Origin of the sequence: Flavobacterium sp. IMCC34852 (assembly GCF_030643905.1) — a bacterium.
GTDB classification, from domain to species: Bacteria; Bacteroidota; Bacteroidia; order Flavobacteriales; family Flavobacteriaceae; genus Flavobacterium; species Flavobacterium rivulicola.
Map to the genome: position 1 here is coordinate 1,292,447 of NZ_CP121446.1, position 17,577 is coordinate 1,310,023.

A 17,577-nucleotide genomic window follows, 5' to 3' on the forward strand; every position below is an offset into this window, starting at 1 on the left:
CACTTCAATGAAAAAAATATTCTCCTTATTGTCATTACTAATCGTTTCCAATCTTTCGGCCCAACAAAGACCAAAACTGGTGGTTGGTATTGTTATTGACCAAATGAAAATGGAATACTTGTACCGTTTTCAAAGCGATTTCTCTGAAAATGGATTTAAGCGATTGATGAATGACGGTTATACTTTTCACAATATGCATTACAATTATATGCCAACATATACTGCGCCCGGACACGCTTCTATTTACACCGGAACAACTCCGGCAATGCATGGAATTGTGAGTAATGAATGGTTTCATCGTACGCTAAAAAAAGAAGTGTATTGTACCGATGATGAAAGCGTAACGACCTTAGTTCCGGGAACAGAGAAAGAAGGGAAAATGTCTCCAAAAAATCTTCAGGCAACGACCATAACCGATGAATTAAAACTCAGTACCAATTTCAAAGGCAAAGTCATAGGTATGAGCATCAAAGATCGTGGCGCGATTCTTCCGGCCGGACATTTTGCGGATTGGGCTTTTTGGTATACCAAAACAGGCGAATTTATTTCGAGTTCATTTTATGGTAATACGTTGCCAAAATGGGTGGACGAATTCAATAAAGAGAAACAATATTTGCCTTATCTAAACAGCGGTTGGTCTTTGTTAAAACCCATAGCAACTTACAATGAAAGTTTGGCAGATGCCAACAATTATGAAGGCAAGCTGTATAAAAAAGAACCGGTTTTTCCATACAATTTAAAAGAAATGTATGAAGGAAATGATGCCGGTGTTTTGCGCGTCACGCCTTTCGGGAATGATGTTTTAGCCAATTTGGCCAAAAGAGCTATCGAAAAAGAAGCTTTGGGAAAAGATGATATCACCGATTTTTTAGCGGTTAGTTTTTCTTCTACTGATTATATCGGACATACTTTTGGGCCACGTTCGATAGAAATTCAAGATACTTATTTGCGCTTGGATTTGACCATAGCCGATTTTTTAAACTATTTAGATAAAACCGTAGGCAAAGGAAATTATTTGGTTTTCATGACTGCAGATCACGCTTGTTCCGAAAATTCAACTCACTTAAAAGAGCACAAATACAACGTGGATAACATCAGTTATAAAGATGTTTCCAAAGATTTGATTGCCTTTTCCGAACAAACATTCGGGGCTAATTTATTATTGAAATACGATAGCTATAATGTTCACTTCGACAAAGAAGTAATTAAAACCAAAGGCTTGGATTTGGACAAAGTAAAGCAAAGTTTCAGAGACTTTTTATACACCAAAAATTATGTAAAAAGAGTGTATACCGAAGAAGAAATCTTAGCTTCTTCAAGCAATGACCAATTGTTGGGCTTTGTTCACAAAGGCTATGATCCAACCCAAAACGGAGATTTGTATTTTGTGTACAAACCCGGTTTTGTAGAGTATTCCGCAACCGGTGCGACACATGGTTCTCCTTATGCTTATGATACGAATGTGCCACTGGTGTTTTATGGTTGGAACATCAAAAAAGGGGAATCTTTTGATAAAAAAGTAATTACGCAAATCGCTCCGACTTTGGCACAAAAATTAAAAATAACTTTGCCCAATGCGACTGATAGTGAAGTGCTTTTAGAAGTACTTGACAAATAATAAAAAACCCCGAAAGATAATTTCGGGGTTTTCTTTTTATACTTCAACCAAAATTTGGTTTTGTAACAAATCTTCAAAGGTTTCTCTCTCTCTAATCAAATGGCCTTTGCCGTTTTTCCATAAAACTTCCGCCGGTTTAAAGCGCGAGTTGTAATTGGAAGCCATCGAGAAGCAATACGCTCCGGCATTGCGGAAACACAAAGTATCGCCTTCATGAATTTCGGTAATTCTGCGGTTGCTGGCAAACGTGTCTGTTTCACAGATATAACCTACGACGGTGTAGAAACGTTCTTTTCCTTTCGGATTCGAAATGTTTTCAATGGTGTGTTGAGAACCGTAAAACATCGGACGTATTAAGTGGTTAAATCCGGTATCAATTCCGGCAAAAACCGTAGAGGTTGTTTGCTTAATTACATTCACTTTGGCCAAAAAATAACCGGCTTCACTTACCAAGAATTTCCCGGGTTCGAAAGCCAAAGTCAATTCGCGACCGTATTCTTTTTCGAAGGCCAAAAAGCGCTTGGTTAATTTTTTACCCAACTCTTCAATATTGGTTTCGATATCTCCTTTTTTATAAGGCACTTTAAATCCGGAACCAAAGTCCAAGAAGTCTAAATCTTTAAATTGTTTCGCCGCGTCAAATAAAATTTCAGCCGCATAAAGAAACACTTCGATATCTAAAATATCTGAACCTGTGTGCATGTGAATACCGTTGATGTGCATTTTAGTGTTTTCCACGATGCGTAAAATATGTGGAATTTGGTAAATAGAAATTCCGAATTTACTGTCGATATGACCTACGGAAATGTTTTCGTTTCCACCGGCCATTACATGCGGATTGATACGAATACAAACCGGCACTTTAGGGTGTTTGGTACCAAAATGTTCCAAAACCGAAAGGTTGTCAATATTGATTTGAACGCCCAATTTCGCTACTTCTTCAATCTCTTCGAATGAAACGCCGTTGGGTGTAAAGATGATTTTGTCCGGGGTAAAACCGGCATGCAAGCCCAATTGTACTTCCTGAATAGAAACGGTATCAAGGCCAGAACCCAAGTTCTTCAGTAGCTTCAGAATAGAAATGTTTGACAAGGCTTTCATTGCGTAGTTAATTCTAAGCTTCTCTACCTTGGCAAAAGCATTGGTTAAACGATTGTACTGAAACTCAATTTTTTCAGCATCATACACATAAAGTGGATTCCCGAATTCACGGGCCAATTGTTCTAATTCTGTCGGTTGCATAATTGTTATTTAATTAAGCTGCAAAGCTAAGTCTCAAGTGGCGCAATTCCAAAGAAAAAAATAGCAGAATTCGTGCTTTTTGAAAGCTATTCCACAAATTGTAGTCTAAAACCATCAGCAATCGATTGGTCAATCACCAAGCTATTGTTGGTAACCAAGAAGCAACCCATATCGATTCCGTCAATTTTGATAATCTCACCACAAGGAAATTCAGGATCTTCCAAAATTTGGTAATTGTAAACACCGGTTTCAAATACGTCCCATTTGTCTGTATCAGTATTGTTATTGACTATGCTTACCATTTGCGTGGTCTGATTAAAATCCCAGGTAATTAATCCGGGTTCAAAATCGTTGTCAATTCCGGCAAAAGTACCGCTGACATTAACCAATTTCCATTGTCCTTGTATGGTGTTGGGATTTGTATTTGAATCATTACTGCAACTTGATTGAAAAACCAGCAGCATTATACTCAGTGATATGATTATTTTTTTCATGGTCTTTTGATTTAAAAATCAGATGATCCGGCTTCAAAAGGGTTGCGCGATTTTTTAAAAAATCTTTCCGTTTGATAAATATACTAAATTGATATACATTTCTTTTTGGTTTGGTTGTAATTAATTACTTTTGTGGCACATTAAGCTGAATTCGTTTTTCAGTACTTCAAAAACTAACTATTTATTATGAACATACACGAATATCAAGGTAAAGAGATTTTAGCCAGTTATGGCGTTCGAGTTCAACGTGGCATTGTGGCAAACAGTCCCGTAGAAGCAGTAGCGGCAGCCAAACAATTGACTGCAGAGACAGGAACAGGTTGGCATGTAATCAAAGCACAAATTCACGCGGGTGGAAGAGGAAAAGGCGGTGGCGTAAAATTGGCCAAAAACCTGCAACAAGTTGAGGAAATATCAGAACAAATTATCGGGATGATGTTGAAAACTCCTCAAACCCCACCTGAAGGTAAAAAAGTACACAAAGTTTTAATCGCAGAAGATGTTTATTATCCGGGGGAAAGTGAAACCTCTGAGTTTTATATGTCAGTTCTTTTAAACAGAGCCAGAGGGAGAAACATGATTATGTATTCTACTGAAGGCGGAATGGATATTGAAGAAGTAGCTGAGCACACACCACACTTAATCTTCACCGAAGAAATTGATCCGGCTGTAGGATTGCAAGGTTTTCAAGCTCGTAGAATTGCCTTTAACTTAGGACTTTCCGGAAATGCATTCAAAGAAATGGTGAAATTCGTAGAGGCTTTATACAATGCTTATATCGGTTCAGACGCTTCTATGTTTGAAATCAATCCGGTTTTAAAAACCTCTGACAACAAAATTATGGCGGTTGATGCCAAAGTAAATATAGACGATAATGCCTTGTTCAGACAGCCAAAATATGCTGACATGCGCGACATTCGTGAAGAAAATCCAATCGAAGTAGAAGCCAAAGAAGTAGGTTTGAACTATGTTGACCTTGACGGAACTGTTGGTTGTATGGTAAACGGAGCAGGTTTAGCCATGGCTACTATGGACTTAATTAAATATGCAGGTTTTGAACCGGCGAACTTCTTAGACGTGGGCGGAACCGCGGATGCCAAGCGTGTAGAAACCGCTTTCCGTATCATCTTAAAAGATCCAAACGTAAAAGCGATTTTGATTAATATTTTTGGTGGAATTGTTCGTTGTGACCGTGTGGCGCAAGGAGTTGTTGATGCATATAAAAATATGGGTGACGCTATTAAAGTACCTATTATTGTTCGTTTACAAGGAACCAATGCTGAAATTGCCAAAGAATTAATTGATAATTCAGGAATGCCTATTTTATCTGCTGTTCAATTCCAAGAAGCAGCCGATCAGGTAAAAGCAGCATTATCTTAAGAAGATATACGATTTAAAAATACAAAGTAAAAAACCCGAGTGAAAGCTCGGGTTTTTTTATTATTTTTCGGCTTTATTTTTATCACCAAGTCAAACGGTAAATGGATATTAAAAATTTCTCCACTAAAAGGGTAAACCTGTTAATCATTTTGATTTCATCACTAATGATGATTGTTGTGCTCAATTTGCCTTTTAAAGCAAAACCTTTTGGAGATATGACCTTTCATGAAGAAGCAAAGCATTTGGCTTTGTATTTAAAAGGAGACATCGGGTATGACAAAGTCACTATTACCAAAGCGCCCGGGCCGGTGTTTTTTTACTCGCCGCCTTATTTGATAGCGCCTTCAGAGGCTTCGGATAATCAACTTTGGGTTTATGCCGTGGTATTTACTTTTATCATCATTACCATAAGTTTATTGCTGATTTTTAAAATTGGTACCAATCTTTTTTCCAAAGAAGTCGGGCTGCTCAGTGTATTGTTGTTCTTTATCTTTCCCATACATTGTTATTATTCTCTAGGGATTTTGGCCGAAGTGCCGGCATTTTTTTCGCTGACTTTGGGTTTATACGGTTGGTCAAAAATCATAAAAGAACCTAACCAAAAATCGGGTTGGTTATTGTTGCTGTTCGGTTTGTGGTTTTTGATTCTGAACCGACCTAATACGATGCTGTTATTGGCAGTAGGGTTTTTACTGATGGCTTATTCTTTTATCAAGCAAAAACAATTTTTTTCAACCTATGGAAAAGGATTAGCCTTGACCTTTACTTGTGTTGGATTAATGGGCTATGGAACATTACAATTCGCCAAAATGATCACCGGAACCAAAAGCGGCTATAATCAGGAAGGGCTGTTTTATTTTGTAGCACATCAAGGCCGATTTCAGTTCCGAGAAGAACCAACCGATTTCCGTTTTTGGGAAAGCGACATCAGACCGGATAGCAAGGATTATCAAAATTGGGGTAAAAGCGGTGAAGCTTTGGGTAAAATAATGGAGGAAACCAAACGCTCTCACGGTGATGTTTATCGGGAATTCTTGATTAATGATGCCTTGGAACATCCTTTTCTGTTTACCAGACAGTTTTTTGTCAAATGTTTTTATGGTCATATGTATTTCATCAATAGCGTAAAACCTAAAGATTTTCATCTCGGACCTATTCATGGTGTGATGGGCTATTGGTTGGTTATTTTCATCATTAATTTTATCAATATTATCATCATACTCGGTGCCACTTTGTTTTTGTTTAAAGAAAAGAATCTTATCAATTATTGGCTTTTTTGGGGTGTAATTGTGGCCTTATTGGTTTTTCACGGATTGACCTATATGGAACCGCGTTATATGTTTCCGGCCCGAGTGGCTTTGTATATTATGAGTGCCGCCGGATTATACCGTTTGCCATGGATGCAAAGAAAAGTGAATTATATTGCTAAATTTGTTTTCACTACTAAATCTGTCCGCTAATGGAAAACAATCACAAACCTATAATTGGCGTAGTTTCTCCTTGTTACAATGAGGAATTGGTGTTGCCTGAAACTTCGGTACAGCTGAATGCCATCATAGCCGATTTAGTGGCGCGCAATATCATTTCCGAAAAGAGCTTTGCTGTTTTTGTGGATGATGGGAGCAAAGACAAGACTTGGTCTATCATTGAAGAAAAAGCGTCGCAATTAACCCATATCAAAGGACTGAAATTGGCCGGAAATGTTGGGCACCAAAAAGCATTATTGGCTGGATTACTGACTTTTAAGGACGAAGCTGATGCTTTGATTTCTATCGATGCCGATTTGCAGGATGACGTTCGCGTGATTGAAGAAATGATAATCAAATACAAATCGGGAATTGATGTTGTGTATGGTGTTCGCAAAGAAAGAGCAACCGATACTTTTTTCAAAAGAAATACCGCTTTGTTGTTCTACAATTTGATGAAGAAAATGAAGGTCAATATCATTCACAACCATGCCGATTACCGTTTGTGTAGTCAAAGAGTTTTGAATGCTTTGGCCGAATTTGGTGAAGTGAATTTGTTCTTGAGAGGAATCATTCCAACGATAGGTTTTAACAAAGACTTGGTTTATTACGACCGATTAGAGCGATTTGCCGGCGAGTCTAAATATCCGTTCCGAAAAATGGCGGCTTTTGCTTGGAACGGTGTAACTTCTTTTAGTAATTATCCTTTGAAATTGGTGACTATTATTGGTTTTGTTATCTTTTTCTTTTGTTTGCTGATGACCGGTTATGCCTTATTTGCCTTGTATACCGGAAACGTAGTTCCCGGTTGGCTTTCAACGGTTTTACCGATGTATTTTTTGGGAGGTGTTCAGTTATTCTGTTTTGGGATTTTAGGTGAATATATCGGCAAAATTTATTCGGAAGTTAAACAAAGACCACGTTATTTTATTGATAAACGAGTAGAGTAAGAACATGGAAAAAGATTTTGAGAAAAAATACCACGACGTGGAAACCGACCATTGGTGGTTCAAATCAAGAAGAAAATATTTACTCGACTTGCTGAAGAATGCGCCGAAAGACAGCAAAATATTAGACATTGGTTGTTCTTCGGGTGTGTTTTTGAAAGACTTGGAAAAATTGGGTTTTGCGCTCGAAAACTTGTACGGAATTGACATCAGTGACAAAGCTATAGCCAATTGCAAAGCCAACGGTATTCCGAATGCTTTTGTCATGGATGCGCAAAATATAACCTTAACCGAATCGTTTGACATCATTGTGGCTTCCGATTGTTTGGAACATTTACAAGATGATAAACAAGCCCTGAAAAACTGGAAATCATTACTCAAAGTAGGTGGAACGATGTATGTTTTTGTGCCGGCTTTTATGTCGTTGTGGAGTTACCACGATGAAGTAAACATGCATTACCGACGTTATACCAATGCCGAATTAAGAGCCAAAATCTCTAACGAAAACTTGGAAATTCTCAAATCGAGTTATTGGAACTTCTTTTTGTTTTTGCCGGTGTATCTTTTCAGAAAAGTATCGGCTGTTTTTCAAAAAAACAAAACCGGAGAAAGTGATATTTCTATTGGTAATGCCTTTGTGAATAAGATTTTACTACAGCTGATTGTTTTTGAGAATAAGTTGCTGAAAATGGTCAACTTCCCGTTTGGTGTGAGTACTTTTTGTATCGCCAAAAGAAAAGCCTAATCTACTTTGTTTCAAATTCTAATTCAAAAGAGCTAAATACTCATTTTGAGCATTTCAACCGAAAGGAAATACTATTTTTGTTTGGAACATTACATAAATGTACGAATGAGAATAGAAAAATACTTTCTTTTATTTGGGTTGCTGTTGTTTTCTGTGCTGGGTTGGTCACAAAACCAAAAATTAGACAGTTTGGTTTCGGTATTGCCCAAAACCAAAAATGATATTGATAAGGCCGAATTGCTCAATGCAATAGCCGATCAGTACAAAACCAGTAATCCGAAACAGATGCTGGATTATGCCCAAAAAGCGTTTGATTTGGCCCAAAAAATTGATTACCAATTGGCCAAAGGCAATGCCTTACTCAATATGGGTAACGCCAATATTATCTTAGGAAATTACGCCAAAGCTTTACAACATTTTACCGATGCTCAATATCTTTTTGAAACCATAACCGTTAAAAATGATTCAGAAAATCAAAAAGGATTAGCCAAAGCTTTAGGAAGTATCGGCATTGTTTTTTCGGAACAAAGTAATTATTCGAAAGCATTACAATATTATTTGAAAGCGGTTACAATTTACGAACAACTTAAGGACGAAGAAAAATGTGCCAAATTGTACAACAACATCGGTATCGTTTATAAATCTCAATCTTCTGATTTTAAAGCTTTGGAATATTTCATCAAAGCCCAAAAAATACAAGAAAAGCGGAATGATCCCAACTTAGGGATTACTTATACTAATATTGGAAACGGTTACTTAAAACAAAACAATTTACCCAAAGCTTTTGATTACTACAGCAAAGCCAAAACCGCTTTAGACAAAAACCCAAATCCGAGAGCTTTAGGCGAATGGTTTAACAATGTTGGATTGTATTACAAAGCCTCGAAGCAGACTGAACAAGCGGTGTCTAATTGGAATTCGGCGATTAAGACCTTTGCAAGTATCGAAGACAAATTCGGAGTAGGCGATAGTTACATTCATTTAGGCCAATTGTTTTTAGAGCAAAACAAACTCAAAGAAGCGACCAATATGGCGGAAAAGGCATTGGCATTGGCCAAAGAAATCAAAGTTTTGGAACAAGTAGTTCTCGCCGAAAAATTATTAAGTGACATTTATGCCAAACAAAATAAACCGGCTTTGGCCTTGGCGCATTTTAAAAAGTACAGTCAGGCCAAAGACAGCTTAACCAATGAAGAAAATATTAGAAAAAGCGTTGAGGAAGAACTGAATTTTGATTTCGAAAAACGCGAAGCCATTCACCAGAAAGAAATTGAAAAAAGAGATTTATTGCTCAAAGAAGAATCTAAGCGAAACACTTTACAACTCTTTTTTGCTGCTATTTTTGGTTTGTTGCTTTTCGGAATTGCTTTTTTGATTTACAACCGAATCCAACTCAAAAAGAATTTAACTCTTCAAAAAGAGTTAGCCGAATACGAGCAGAAAGCCTTGCATTTGCAAATGAATCCGCATTTTGTGTTCAATTGTTTGGGTTCGATATCGAGTTTTATAGTTCAAAATGGTACCGATTCGGCCATCAAATATTTGTCGAAATTCTCTAAGCTGATGCGATTGACTTTAGAATATTCTAAAGAATCATTAATTCCTATGGATAAGGAAATTGAGAGTTTGCAAAACTATTTAGAATTGGAACAATTGCGTTTTAATAATAAATTTACGTTTTCAATTTTTAAAAGCGATGCCATTGAAGACGATGTGGCTTTACCGCCATTGTTGTTGCAACCTTTTGTAGAAAACGCCATCATTCACGGAGTGATTCCCAAAAAAGAAATCGGAAGTATCGCCGTGCGTTTTACAGTAGAAAAAGACAGTTTGATTTGTACGGTGGAAGACAATGGCATTGGTTTTAATGAATCCAAAGCCCAAAAAGAAAATTCGGTGGTTGCCCACAAATCAATGGCGTTGGATATTACCAAAAAGCGTCTGGAAATGATAGAATCAACGACCAAACAAAAAACAGAATTCAAAATAGAAGAAATAAAGACCAATCCCGAAGAGATTTTAGGAACTAAAGTAACGTTGCATTTGCCGATTCAATATATTAAATAGTTCAGAGTTCAAAGTTAACCCGAAACCCATATGATTACAGCCTTATTAATTGACGACGACAGCAATTTGAGAAACGGGATGAAAAGTCTGTTGACCCGTTATGCCCCTGAAATCAGGATTATTGGTGAAGCTGATAGTGTAGAAACCGGTGTGCCGTTGTTGCTGCAAAATCCGCCACAAGTGTTGTTTTTGGATATCCATTTGGGTGATGGTTCGGGTTTTGATTTATTGGAAGAAGTCAATAAAAAAGGGAAGTTGAATTCTCAAATTATTTTTATTACGGCTCATGAGCAGTATGCTATCAAAGCATTCCGATTCAGCGCTTTGGATTTTTTGTTAAAACCTGTTGATCCGGAAGAATTAGAAAAAGTAATAGGCAAATTAAAAGAAGTCATTGACAAGAATGATAACGTGGCGCATATCGATTTGTTGTTGGAGAATATCCGAAAGAAAGTCGATAATTTCAAAAGAATTGCCTTGTCGAACTCCGATGGTATCCATCTTTTTGAAGTAAGTGATATTATTCGTTGCGAAAGCGAAGACAATTACACCAAGTTTTACATCAAAAACAACAAACCGATTTTGATATCGAAAACCTTAAAAGAATACGAAGAATTATTAACCGAACACGGATTTGAAAGAATTCACCAAAGTCACTTAATCAATTTGGCTTATTTGAAATCCTACATCAAAAAAGACGGCGGTTATGTGGTTATGGCAGACAATAGTAATCTTCCCATTTCACAGCGAAAAAAAGACCGATTGCAGGAATTATTAAAGATGATGTAACGAATTCTAAATCATAATAGCTCGTTACTCATTTGCTTGAACATACTATAACAACTAGACGTAAATTTATAATGTCAAATAAAATCAATCAAAAACGAATTCTATATACTATGAAAAAATTATACTTTTTACTATTCCTGATCTCAGGATTGACCAACGCTCAGATTATCAATTTTCCGGACGCCAATTTAAAGGCAGTTTTGGTCAATGCCAATCCGTCTATTTCAACAGCTTTTGGTCCAAATGGTTATGCTACTATTGATACTAACGCAGATGGAGAAATTCAAGTTGCCGAGGCTTTAGCCATTACCGGATTGTCTATACAGTCAGCGGGAATTACAGATTTCACAGGGATTGAGAATTTTTCAAATATTACCGGGTTTGGTTCTTATTCAAATTCTATTAGTAATCTGAATCTAAGTGGCATGACCCAGTTGCAAACCATCAGTCTTTCAGGATATACTAATGGCAGTACGGTTTTTTCATTTTCCAATTTACCGGCATTAACCAACTTTAATTTTATTTACAGCAATATTACTTCGTTGACTTTAACCAACTTGCCTAATCTTGCTACTGTTGGGATTTGGGGAAATACACAATTGACCGAGTTGAATTTGATTGGGTTAACCTCATTAAACAGATTGACCGCATTTGATTGTGCCATCAGTAATTTATCTATAACAAATTCACCTGTGATAACTGAAATAGATTTAAGTAACAGTAATTTGACTAGTATCCCTATTGTAAATTATCCTTTATTAAAGAAACTAAACCTCAGCGGTAATAACCTAACAGATACTTCAGGCTTCACAAATTTAAACAACTTGGAAGAGCTCAATATTCAGAACAATCAAATTGCCAATTTGGTATTGCCTGTTTCAATGCCGGCCTTGAAATTTTTATGGGCAGGTTCCAATGGCTATGCTACTATAAATTTATCCGGTTATCCTAATTTAAGAGGTTTGTCGGTGAACAACAACAATATTAGCTCATTAGATTTGTCTAATTTATCACTGTTGCAACAACTTTTAATCTCGTTCAACCCAATTGCTAGTTGTGACTTTTCAGGTTTGGTTAATTTAACCAGTTTCGGAGGTGCTTCTACTTTATTAAGTGAAATAGATTTTTCAAACAGTCCGTTATTGAATAGTTTGAGTTACTCAGATAACCCTAATCTGACGCACATTAACTTAAAAAGTGGAACGGTAAATACCATAAATTATAGTTCAAGTTCTCATTCCAATTTGCCCAATTTAATGTACATCTGTGTTGATGAAGGCGATACTTTTACTTATAGTTTGATTGCCAATCCACCTACAGTTCCCATTACCAGTTACTGCTCTTTTGTGCCGGGTGGCGATTATAACACCATAACAGGTACATTGACATTTGATGCTAACAACAATGGTTGTGATACTAATGATGCCTTTCATCCTTATATGAAGTTTAATATCAATGATGGTACAGTTGAAGGTTCTTCTTTTACAAATGCTCAAGGTGAATATACTTTCTATACACAAGCAGGTAGTTTTGATTTAACACCCAACATTGAAAATCCATCATGGTTTACTTTTTCGCCTTCTTCGGCTAATGTGGTTTTTGCCGATAATAATAACAATACCGCCACACAGAATTTTTGTGTAACAGCTAATGGTGTACATCCGGATTTAGAGATTGTTATTTCACCGGTAATACCAGCACGTCCAGGGTTTGATGCGGTTTATAAAATAGTTTACCGCAACAAGGGAAATCAGATTTTATCCCAACAATATGGTATTAATTTTTTCTATAATCAAAATTTAATGGATTTTGTGTCAACATCAGTTGCTGCTTCTTCAGTAGGAACAGGAAGTCTTTCTTGGGATTATGCCAATTTGCAACCTTTTGAAAGCAGATTCATATTGGTTACTTTCAATATCAATGCGCCAACCGATTCTAATCCTGTTAATATTGCTGATATCTTGACATTTACAACATCAATTTTACCGCAAAACGGTGATGAGAATACTACAGATAATTTGTTTGTATTTAATCAAATTGTGGTTGGGTCATATGATCCAAACGATGTTACTTGTCTGGAAGGCGATATAGTAGCTCCTAGTGAAATAGGCGATTATTTACATTATATGATTCGATTTGAGAATACTGGTACGGCACCAGCTGAAAATATTGTTGTACGTACTGATGTTAATCCTGCTGATTTTGATGTCAATTCGTTACAGTTGTTAAACGCCTCACATGAAGTATTTGCCAGTGTAAATGGCAATACAGTTGAATTTATTTTCGAGAATATTATGCTGGAATCCGGCGGTCATGGTAATGTATTGCTTAAAGTAAAATCAAGAGGTTCATTACAACAAGGCGATAATGTAAACAAACGAGCCAACATTTATTTTGATTATAATTATCCGGTAGAAACCAATGATTATGAGACCATTTTCCAAGCGCTCAGCAATCCTGATTTTGAGACCGATAATTCCGTTAGTATCTATCCGAATCCAAGTAATGGAATTGTCAATATTAAAGGCGATTTTAATATCAAATCAATTCAGTTGTTTGATGTACAAGGCAGAATTTTGCAAACCAATATAGTAAATGAAAATAATACAACTATCGATATTGCTGCCCAAAATGTCGGTGTGTATTTTATCAGGGTGGTATCTGATAAAGGAATAAAAGTAGAAAAGTTAGTGAAGCAATAAATTTTGGGTTAAATGAATTGCAGTAAAGGCGTACGCAAGTGCGCCTTTTTTTATTTATATATCAATTTTGCAAAATTTATCAAATAATTAACGAAAACGTTGCCGTAATTCTTTTTTATTTCATTTCGAATTCCCTAATTTTGTTAAATTATTAATTTATCAAGATTTATTTCCATTTTATATCATGTCTAAAACAGCTATATTAGAACTTGATGGCGTAAAGTATGAGTTTCCTGTAATTGTAGGAAGTGAAAACGAAGCCGCTATCGACATTGAAAAACTTCGTGCCTTAACCGGCGCTATCACACTTGATCCGGGTTATAAAAATTCGGGTTCTTGTAAAAGTGACATTACTTTTTTGGATGGGGAAGAAGGTATACTTCGCTATCGTGGTTATGCCATTGAGGATTTAGCCGAAAAAGCCGATTTTCTTGAAGTTTCTTATTTGGTGATTTTCGGGGAACTGCCTACTAAAGCCCAACTAGAGCAGTTTGAAAATGATATCAGAAAATATACATTGGTTAATGAAGAAATGAAAAACATCATTGATGGTTTTCCTAAAACAGCTCACCCAATGGGCGTTTTGTCTTCACTTACCAGTGCACTTACTGCTTTTAACCCTAAAGTGGTGGATGTAGAAAATGAAAAAGAAATGTACGAAGCTGTCTGTAAAACCATGGGTAAATTCTTGGTGATTGCCACTTGGACGTACAGAAAAATGATGGGTTATCCATTGAACTATTACGACAATACTATAGGTTATGTTGATAATTTTATGCAGTTGATGTTTAAATTACCAACCGGACCATACAAAGCCAATCCCGTAGTAATTGACGCTTTAGATAAATTATTCATCCTTCATGCAGACCACGAGCAAAACTGTTCGACTTCTACCGTTAGAATTGTAGGTTCGTCTCATGCCGGATTGTTTGCGTCTATTTCTGCTGGTGTTTCGGCACTTTGGGGACCATTACACGGTGGTGCCAATCAAGCGGTTTTGGAAATGTTAGAAGCCATTCAAAAAGATGGTGGTGATGCCGATAAATATTTGGCAAAAGCCAAAGACAAAGATGATCCGTTCCGTTTGATGGGATTCGGACACCGCGTTTATAAAAACTTTGACCCAAGAGCCAAAATCATTAAAAAAGCAGCCGATGAGGTTTTAAATACTCTAGGGGTTGATGATCCTATTTTGGATATTGCCAAAAAATTAGAGGCTTCGGCTTTAGTGGATGACTACTTTGTATCCAGAAAATTATATCCGAATGTAGATTTCTATTCCGGAATTATTTACCGTGCTTTAGGAATTCCAACCGAAATGTTCACCGTTATGTTCGCTATAGGACGTTTACCGGGTTGGATTGCACAATGGAAAGAAATGCGCATCAACAAAGAACCGATAGGTCGTCCAAGACAAGTTTATACCGGTTATCCATTAAGAGATTTCCAACCGATGGATAAAAGATAGTTTTAAATAACTATGGTGAAAAACTCCTTGCCCAAAAGCAAGGAGTTTTTTTGTGGCTTTTCTCATCAGAGCCTATTCTCATGACAGCTTCAATATTTTTTATTCCCTTGGTTTTCAAGATGTGATGTCAAAATAACCTTATTTTTTGTGTTGTTTGCAATTTTTGACCAAGCTTAAAACAGTCAGGCTTTATATTTAAAATGTAAGAATATTAAATATATATTCATGAAAAAGATGTATTTAATCGATTAAATATGTATTTTATGGATTTTTTTAAAACAATGCTATAAATTTGGCTGTATAAAATATAAGCGCGTAATAACACTCTCATGGCCAACCTACAAAATACCGTAAGAGTGTTAAAAAGAAAATTTCAAGCCAAACCCAAAACACCCTGACAAATGAGTTTTTAAATTATTTTTTAATGCCCCAAATTTTTTAGTTATGAAAAAAAAATACTTTTTATTTACGACTTTAGTTCTTTTGACAATTGTTTTTGAATCCACCGCACAGGTTGACAATACATTTTCAGGAGAAAATTCAGGTGCCAATAATACCGGAAATTTTAATACGGGTTTTGGTAAAGATGCTTTGATGAACAATACCAGTCATAGCAACAATGCTTTTGGTGCAAGAGTATTATCTGTTACAACCGGAGGTTTTAACAGTGCTTTTGGTAACGAATCTTTGGCAAACAACACTACCGGTTCACTTAACAGTGCTTTTGGTACCCGAAGCTTATGGAATAATTTAACAGGGAAAAGCAATATTGCCTTTGGTCACAGAGCGATGGAATCAAATGTTTTCGGAAGTAACAATACAGCCATTGGTTATGGTGCTTTGTTGTACTCAACCGGTAGCAACAATATTGCCTTAGGAATAAATACACCAAAAAATTTAGTTTCAGGGAATAACAATATTTTTATTGGAGCAGAAACCGCGAAAAATTTAATCAACGGAAGTTATAATGTTTTTTTAGGAAATGTTAGTTTAGAAGCTACACCTTCTTCCGCAAAAATGGCCGGTAATAATACAGATGCAACTATAATTTTAGCTGATGGATTAGGTAACCAAAGGATTTTTGTGAACAAAGCCGGTAACGTTGGAATTGGTTTAGGAAATAATGTAATTCCGGCCAACAGACTCGATTTAGGAGGCGGAATGGTAATAGGAAGAAATTATGTTCCGAATGCAGCTACTACAGCAGCCAATACCACTTTGGCTCCATTAAACGGTATGTTAGTTGAAGGAAAAGTAGGGATTGGAAACAAATCACCTAATAATAAAGTAGAGATAACGCATGGTGTAAATGGTAATTCCGGACTTCGATTTACCAATTTGACCAGTCAATTCAATCCGTCTTCCAACCAAACAGCAACCAAATTTTTGACGGTGAATGCCAATGGAGATGTCGTTTTACAAAGAATGGCCGGTTTGACTAATACTAATGTTATGGCATCCAATGCCAATTTGATGACCACTAATGTTAATAATATTCAGGCTTCGGCTCCTATCGTGAATTCAATTTCAAACAGCATTACTGGTAACCAATTGGTAACAACGGTTAATGGTGTGGCAAGTGCTCCGGTAAATTTACCACAGTATCTTTTGAATGAGGTAGACGGAAGCACCACAAATGAATTGCAAACGATTTCTCAATCCGGAAACACAATTACATTATCCAACGGTGGAGGTTCGGTAACCATTCCAACAGTAGTCGATACGGATACGGATGAACAACATTTAGCTTTAGCCGGAAATGTACTTTCTATTACTAACGGTAACAGCGTTGTTCTCCCACCTGACGTGCCGCAAACACTTTCTCAAACAGGAAATACTATTACGCTTTCAAATGGCGGTGGTTCAGTTACCATACCGAATATGACTGATACTGATCAACAAACTTTAACTTTAAACGGACAAGTGCTTTCTATTTCTAATGGAAACAGCGTTGTCTTACCAACTCACGGACCACAATCTATAACACAAAATGGGGCTATAGTCACTTTGTCTAATGGTGGTGGTTCTATCACATTACAGTCAACTACAGTAACTGCGGGTAATAACGTGACTGTATTAGGCGATGGTTCAGCAGGAACTCCGTATGTGGTTAGCGCAAATGACACTAGTCTTTATGCCGATAATGGTGCAATCAACACAGCAACCACAGTAGGCGGGAACAGAATTGTGGAAATGAACAACAGTAACATTTGGTTCAGTACCGGAAACAGCAATACCAATGGTAAAATTTATTTGGGAGCAACCGCTTCTTACCCGAGTACTACCGGAGATTACAGACTATTTGTTGAAGGCGGAATTTTAACCGAAAAAGTAAAAGTGGCATTGAGAAGTTCAGCTAATTGGGCAGATTATGTTTTTGCCAATGACTACAAATTAATGCCACTAAAAGAAGTAGAAACTTTTGTAAAAGCCAACAAGCATTTGCCGGGAGTAGATTCTGCTGAAGAATTGGCTAAAAATGGAATCGATGTTGCTCAAATGCAATCCAAACAAATGGAGAAAATAGAAGAGTTAACGCTTTATATTATCGACCAAGACAAAAAAATAGAAGCACAAGGCAAAGCCATCGAAAAAAATACCAAAGAAATCGAAGAGTTGAAAGCACAAATACAAGCTTTGATAGCAAAAACTAAATAAT

The 17,577-nt window shown here is 36.6% G+C and carries 12 protein-coding genes; 10 read left to right on the plus strand and 2 right to left on the minus strand.

Going from position 1 to position 17,577, the window contains the following annotated elements; genetic code table 11:
- Positions 1-7: 7 nt before the first annotated feature.
- Positions 8-1,618, plus strand: coding sequence for an alkaline phosphatase PafA (pafA, locus tag P7V56_RS05570; RefSeq protein WP_171222682.1), 1,611 nt, complete (start codon positions 8-10; stop codon positions 1,616-1,618).
- A 36-nt stretch (positions 1,619-1,654) separates the two neighbouring features.
- Here the strand turns inward: pafA and lysA are convergent, their stop codons facing one another.
- A complete protein-coding gene (gene lysA / locus P7V56_RS05575) occupies positions 1,655-2,860 on the minus strand; it encodes a diaminopimelate decarboxylase (RefSeq protein WP_171222683.1) in 1,206 nt (401 codons plus the stop codon).
- 86 nt (positions 2,861-2,946) lie between these two features.
- Entirely contained in the window at positions 2,947-3,354 is a 408-nt protein-coding gene (locus tag P7V56_RS05580) for a hypothetical protein (protein ID WP_171222684.1), read from the minus strand.
- A 186-nt stretch (positions 3,355-3,540) separates the two neighbouring features.
- On the opposite strand from P7V56_RS05580, the gene sucC reads away from it, so the two are divergent.
- The 9 genes from sucC (at position 3,541) to P7V56_RS05625 (ending at position 17,576) form a co-directional block, all read left to right on the plus strand.
- Positions 3,541-4,734: an ADP-forming succinate--CoA ligase subunit beta gene (gene sucC / locus P7V56_RS05585; RefSeq protein ID WP_171222685.1), complete on the plus strand. Its 1,194-nt coding sequence runs from the start codon at positions 3,541-3,543 to the stop codon at positions 4,732-4,734.
- A gap of 149 nt (positions 4,735-4,883) precedes the next feature.
- Positions 4,884-6,194, plus strand: coding sequence for a glycosyltransferase family 39 protein (locus tag P7V56_RS05590; protein WP_171222686.1), 1,311 nt, complete (start codon positions 4,884-4,886; stop codon positions 6,192-6,194).
- The gene (locus P7V56_RS05595; RefSeq protein ID WP_171222687.1) at positions 6,194-7,150 is read left to right on the plus strand and encodes a glycosyltransferase family 2 protein; all 957 of its coding nucleotides are present in this window, start codon (positions 6,194-6,196) and stop codon (positions 7,148-7,150) included. The genes P7V56_RS05590 and P7V56_RS05595 overlap by 1 nt, the downstream gene beginning before the upstream one ends.
- A gap of 4 nt (positions 7,151-7,154) precedes the next feature.
- On the plus strand, positions 7,155-7,892 hold the full coding sequence (locus P7V56_RS05600; protein ID WP_171222688.1) for a class I SAM-dependent methyltransferase: 738 nt from the start codon (positions 7,155-7,157) through the stop codon (positions 7,890-7,892).
- Positions 7,893-7,997: 105 nt separating this feature from the next.
- Entirely contained in the window at positions 7,998-9,959 is a 1,962-nt protein-coding gene (locus tag P7V56_RS05605; RefSeq protein ID WP_171222689.1) for a tetratricopeptide repeat-containing sensor histidine kinase, read from the plus strand.
- A gap of 30 nt (positions 9,960-9,989) precedes the next feature.
- The gene (locus P7V56_RS05610) at positions 9,990-10,748 is read left to right on the plus strand and encodes a LytR/AlgR family response regulator transcription factor (RefSeq protein ID WP_171222690.1); all 759 of its coding nucleotides are present in this window, start codon (positions 9,990-9,992) and stop codon (positions 10,746-10,748) included.
- Between the two features lie 110 nt (positions 10,749-10,858).
- Positions 10,859-13,450, plus strand: a complete 2,592-nt coding sequence (locus P7V56_RS05615) for a DUF7619 domain-containing protein (RefSeq protein WP_171222691.1) — start codon at positions 10,859-10,861, stop codon at positions 13,448-13,450.
- Positions 13,451-13,634: 184 nt separating this feature from the next.
- Positions 13,635-14,918: a citrate synthase gene (locus P7V56_RS05620; RefSeq protein WP_171222692.1), complete on the plus strand. Its 1,284-nt coding sequence runs from the start codon at positions 13,635-13,637 to the stop codon at positions 14,916-14,918.
- A 444-nt stretch (positions 14,919-15,362) separates the two neighbouring features.
- Positions 15,363-17,576, plus strand: coding sequence for a beta strand repeat-containing protein (locus tag P7V56_RS05625; protein WP_171222693.1), 2,214 nt, complete (start codon positions 15,363-15,365; stop codon positions 17,574-17,576).
- Position 17,577: the final 1 nt, after the last annotated feature.

Bases quoted from the DNA above. Each gene is read 5' to 3' on its own strand.
- pafA (WP_171222682.1), top strand. From the start codon at position 8: ATGAAAAAAATATTCTCCTTATTGTCATTACTAATCGTTTCCAATCTT.
- lysA (WP_171222683.1), bottom strand. From the start codon at position 2,860: ATGCAACCGACAGAATTAGAACAATTGGCCCGTGAATTCGGGAATCCA.
- P7V56_RS05580 (WP_171222684.1), bottom strand. From the start codon at position 3,354: ATGAAAAAAATAATCATATCACTGAGTATAATGCTGCTGGTTTTTCAA.
- sucC (WP_171222685.1), top strand. From the start codon at position 3,541: ATGAACATACACGAATATCAAGGTAAAGAGATTTTAGCCAGTTATGGC.
- P7V56_RS05595 (WP_171222687.1), top strand. From the start codon at position 6,194: ATGGAAAACAATCACAAACCTATAATTGGCGTAGTTTCTCCTTGTTAC.
- P7V56_RS05600 (WP_171222688.1), top strand. From the start codon at position 7,155: ATGGAAAAAGATTTTGAGAAAAAATACCACGACGTGGAAACCGACCAT.
- P7V56_RS05605 (WP_171222689.1), top strand. From the start codon at position 7,998: ATGAGAATAGAAAAATACTTTCTTTTATTTGGGTTGCTGTTGTTTTCT.
- P7V56_RS05610 (WP_171222690.1), top strand. From the start codon at position 9,990: ATGATTACAGCCTTATTAATTGACGACGACAGCAATTTGAGAAACGGG.
- P7V56_RS05615 (WP_171222691.1), top strand. From the start codon at position 10,859: ATGAAAAAATTATACTTTTTACTATTCCTGATCTCAGGATTGACCAAC.
- P7V56_RS05620 (WP_171222692.1), top strand. From the start codon at position 13,635: ATGTCTAAAACAGCTATATTAGAACTTGATGGCGTAAAGTATGAGTTT.
- P7V56_RS05625 (WP_171222693.1), top strand. From the start codon at position 15,363: ATGAAAAAAAAATACTTTTTATTTACGACTTTAGTTCTTTTGACAATT.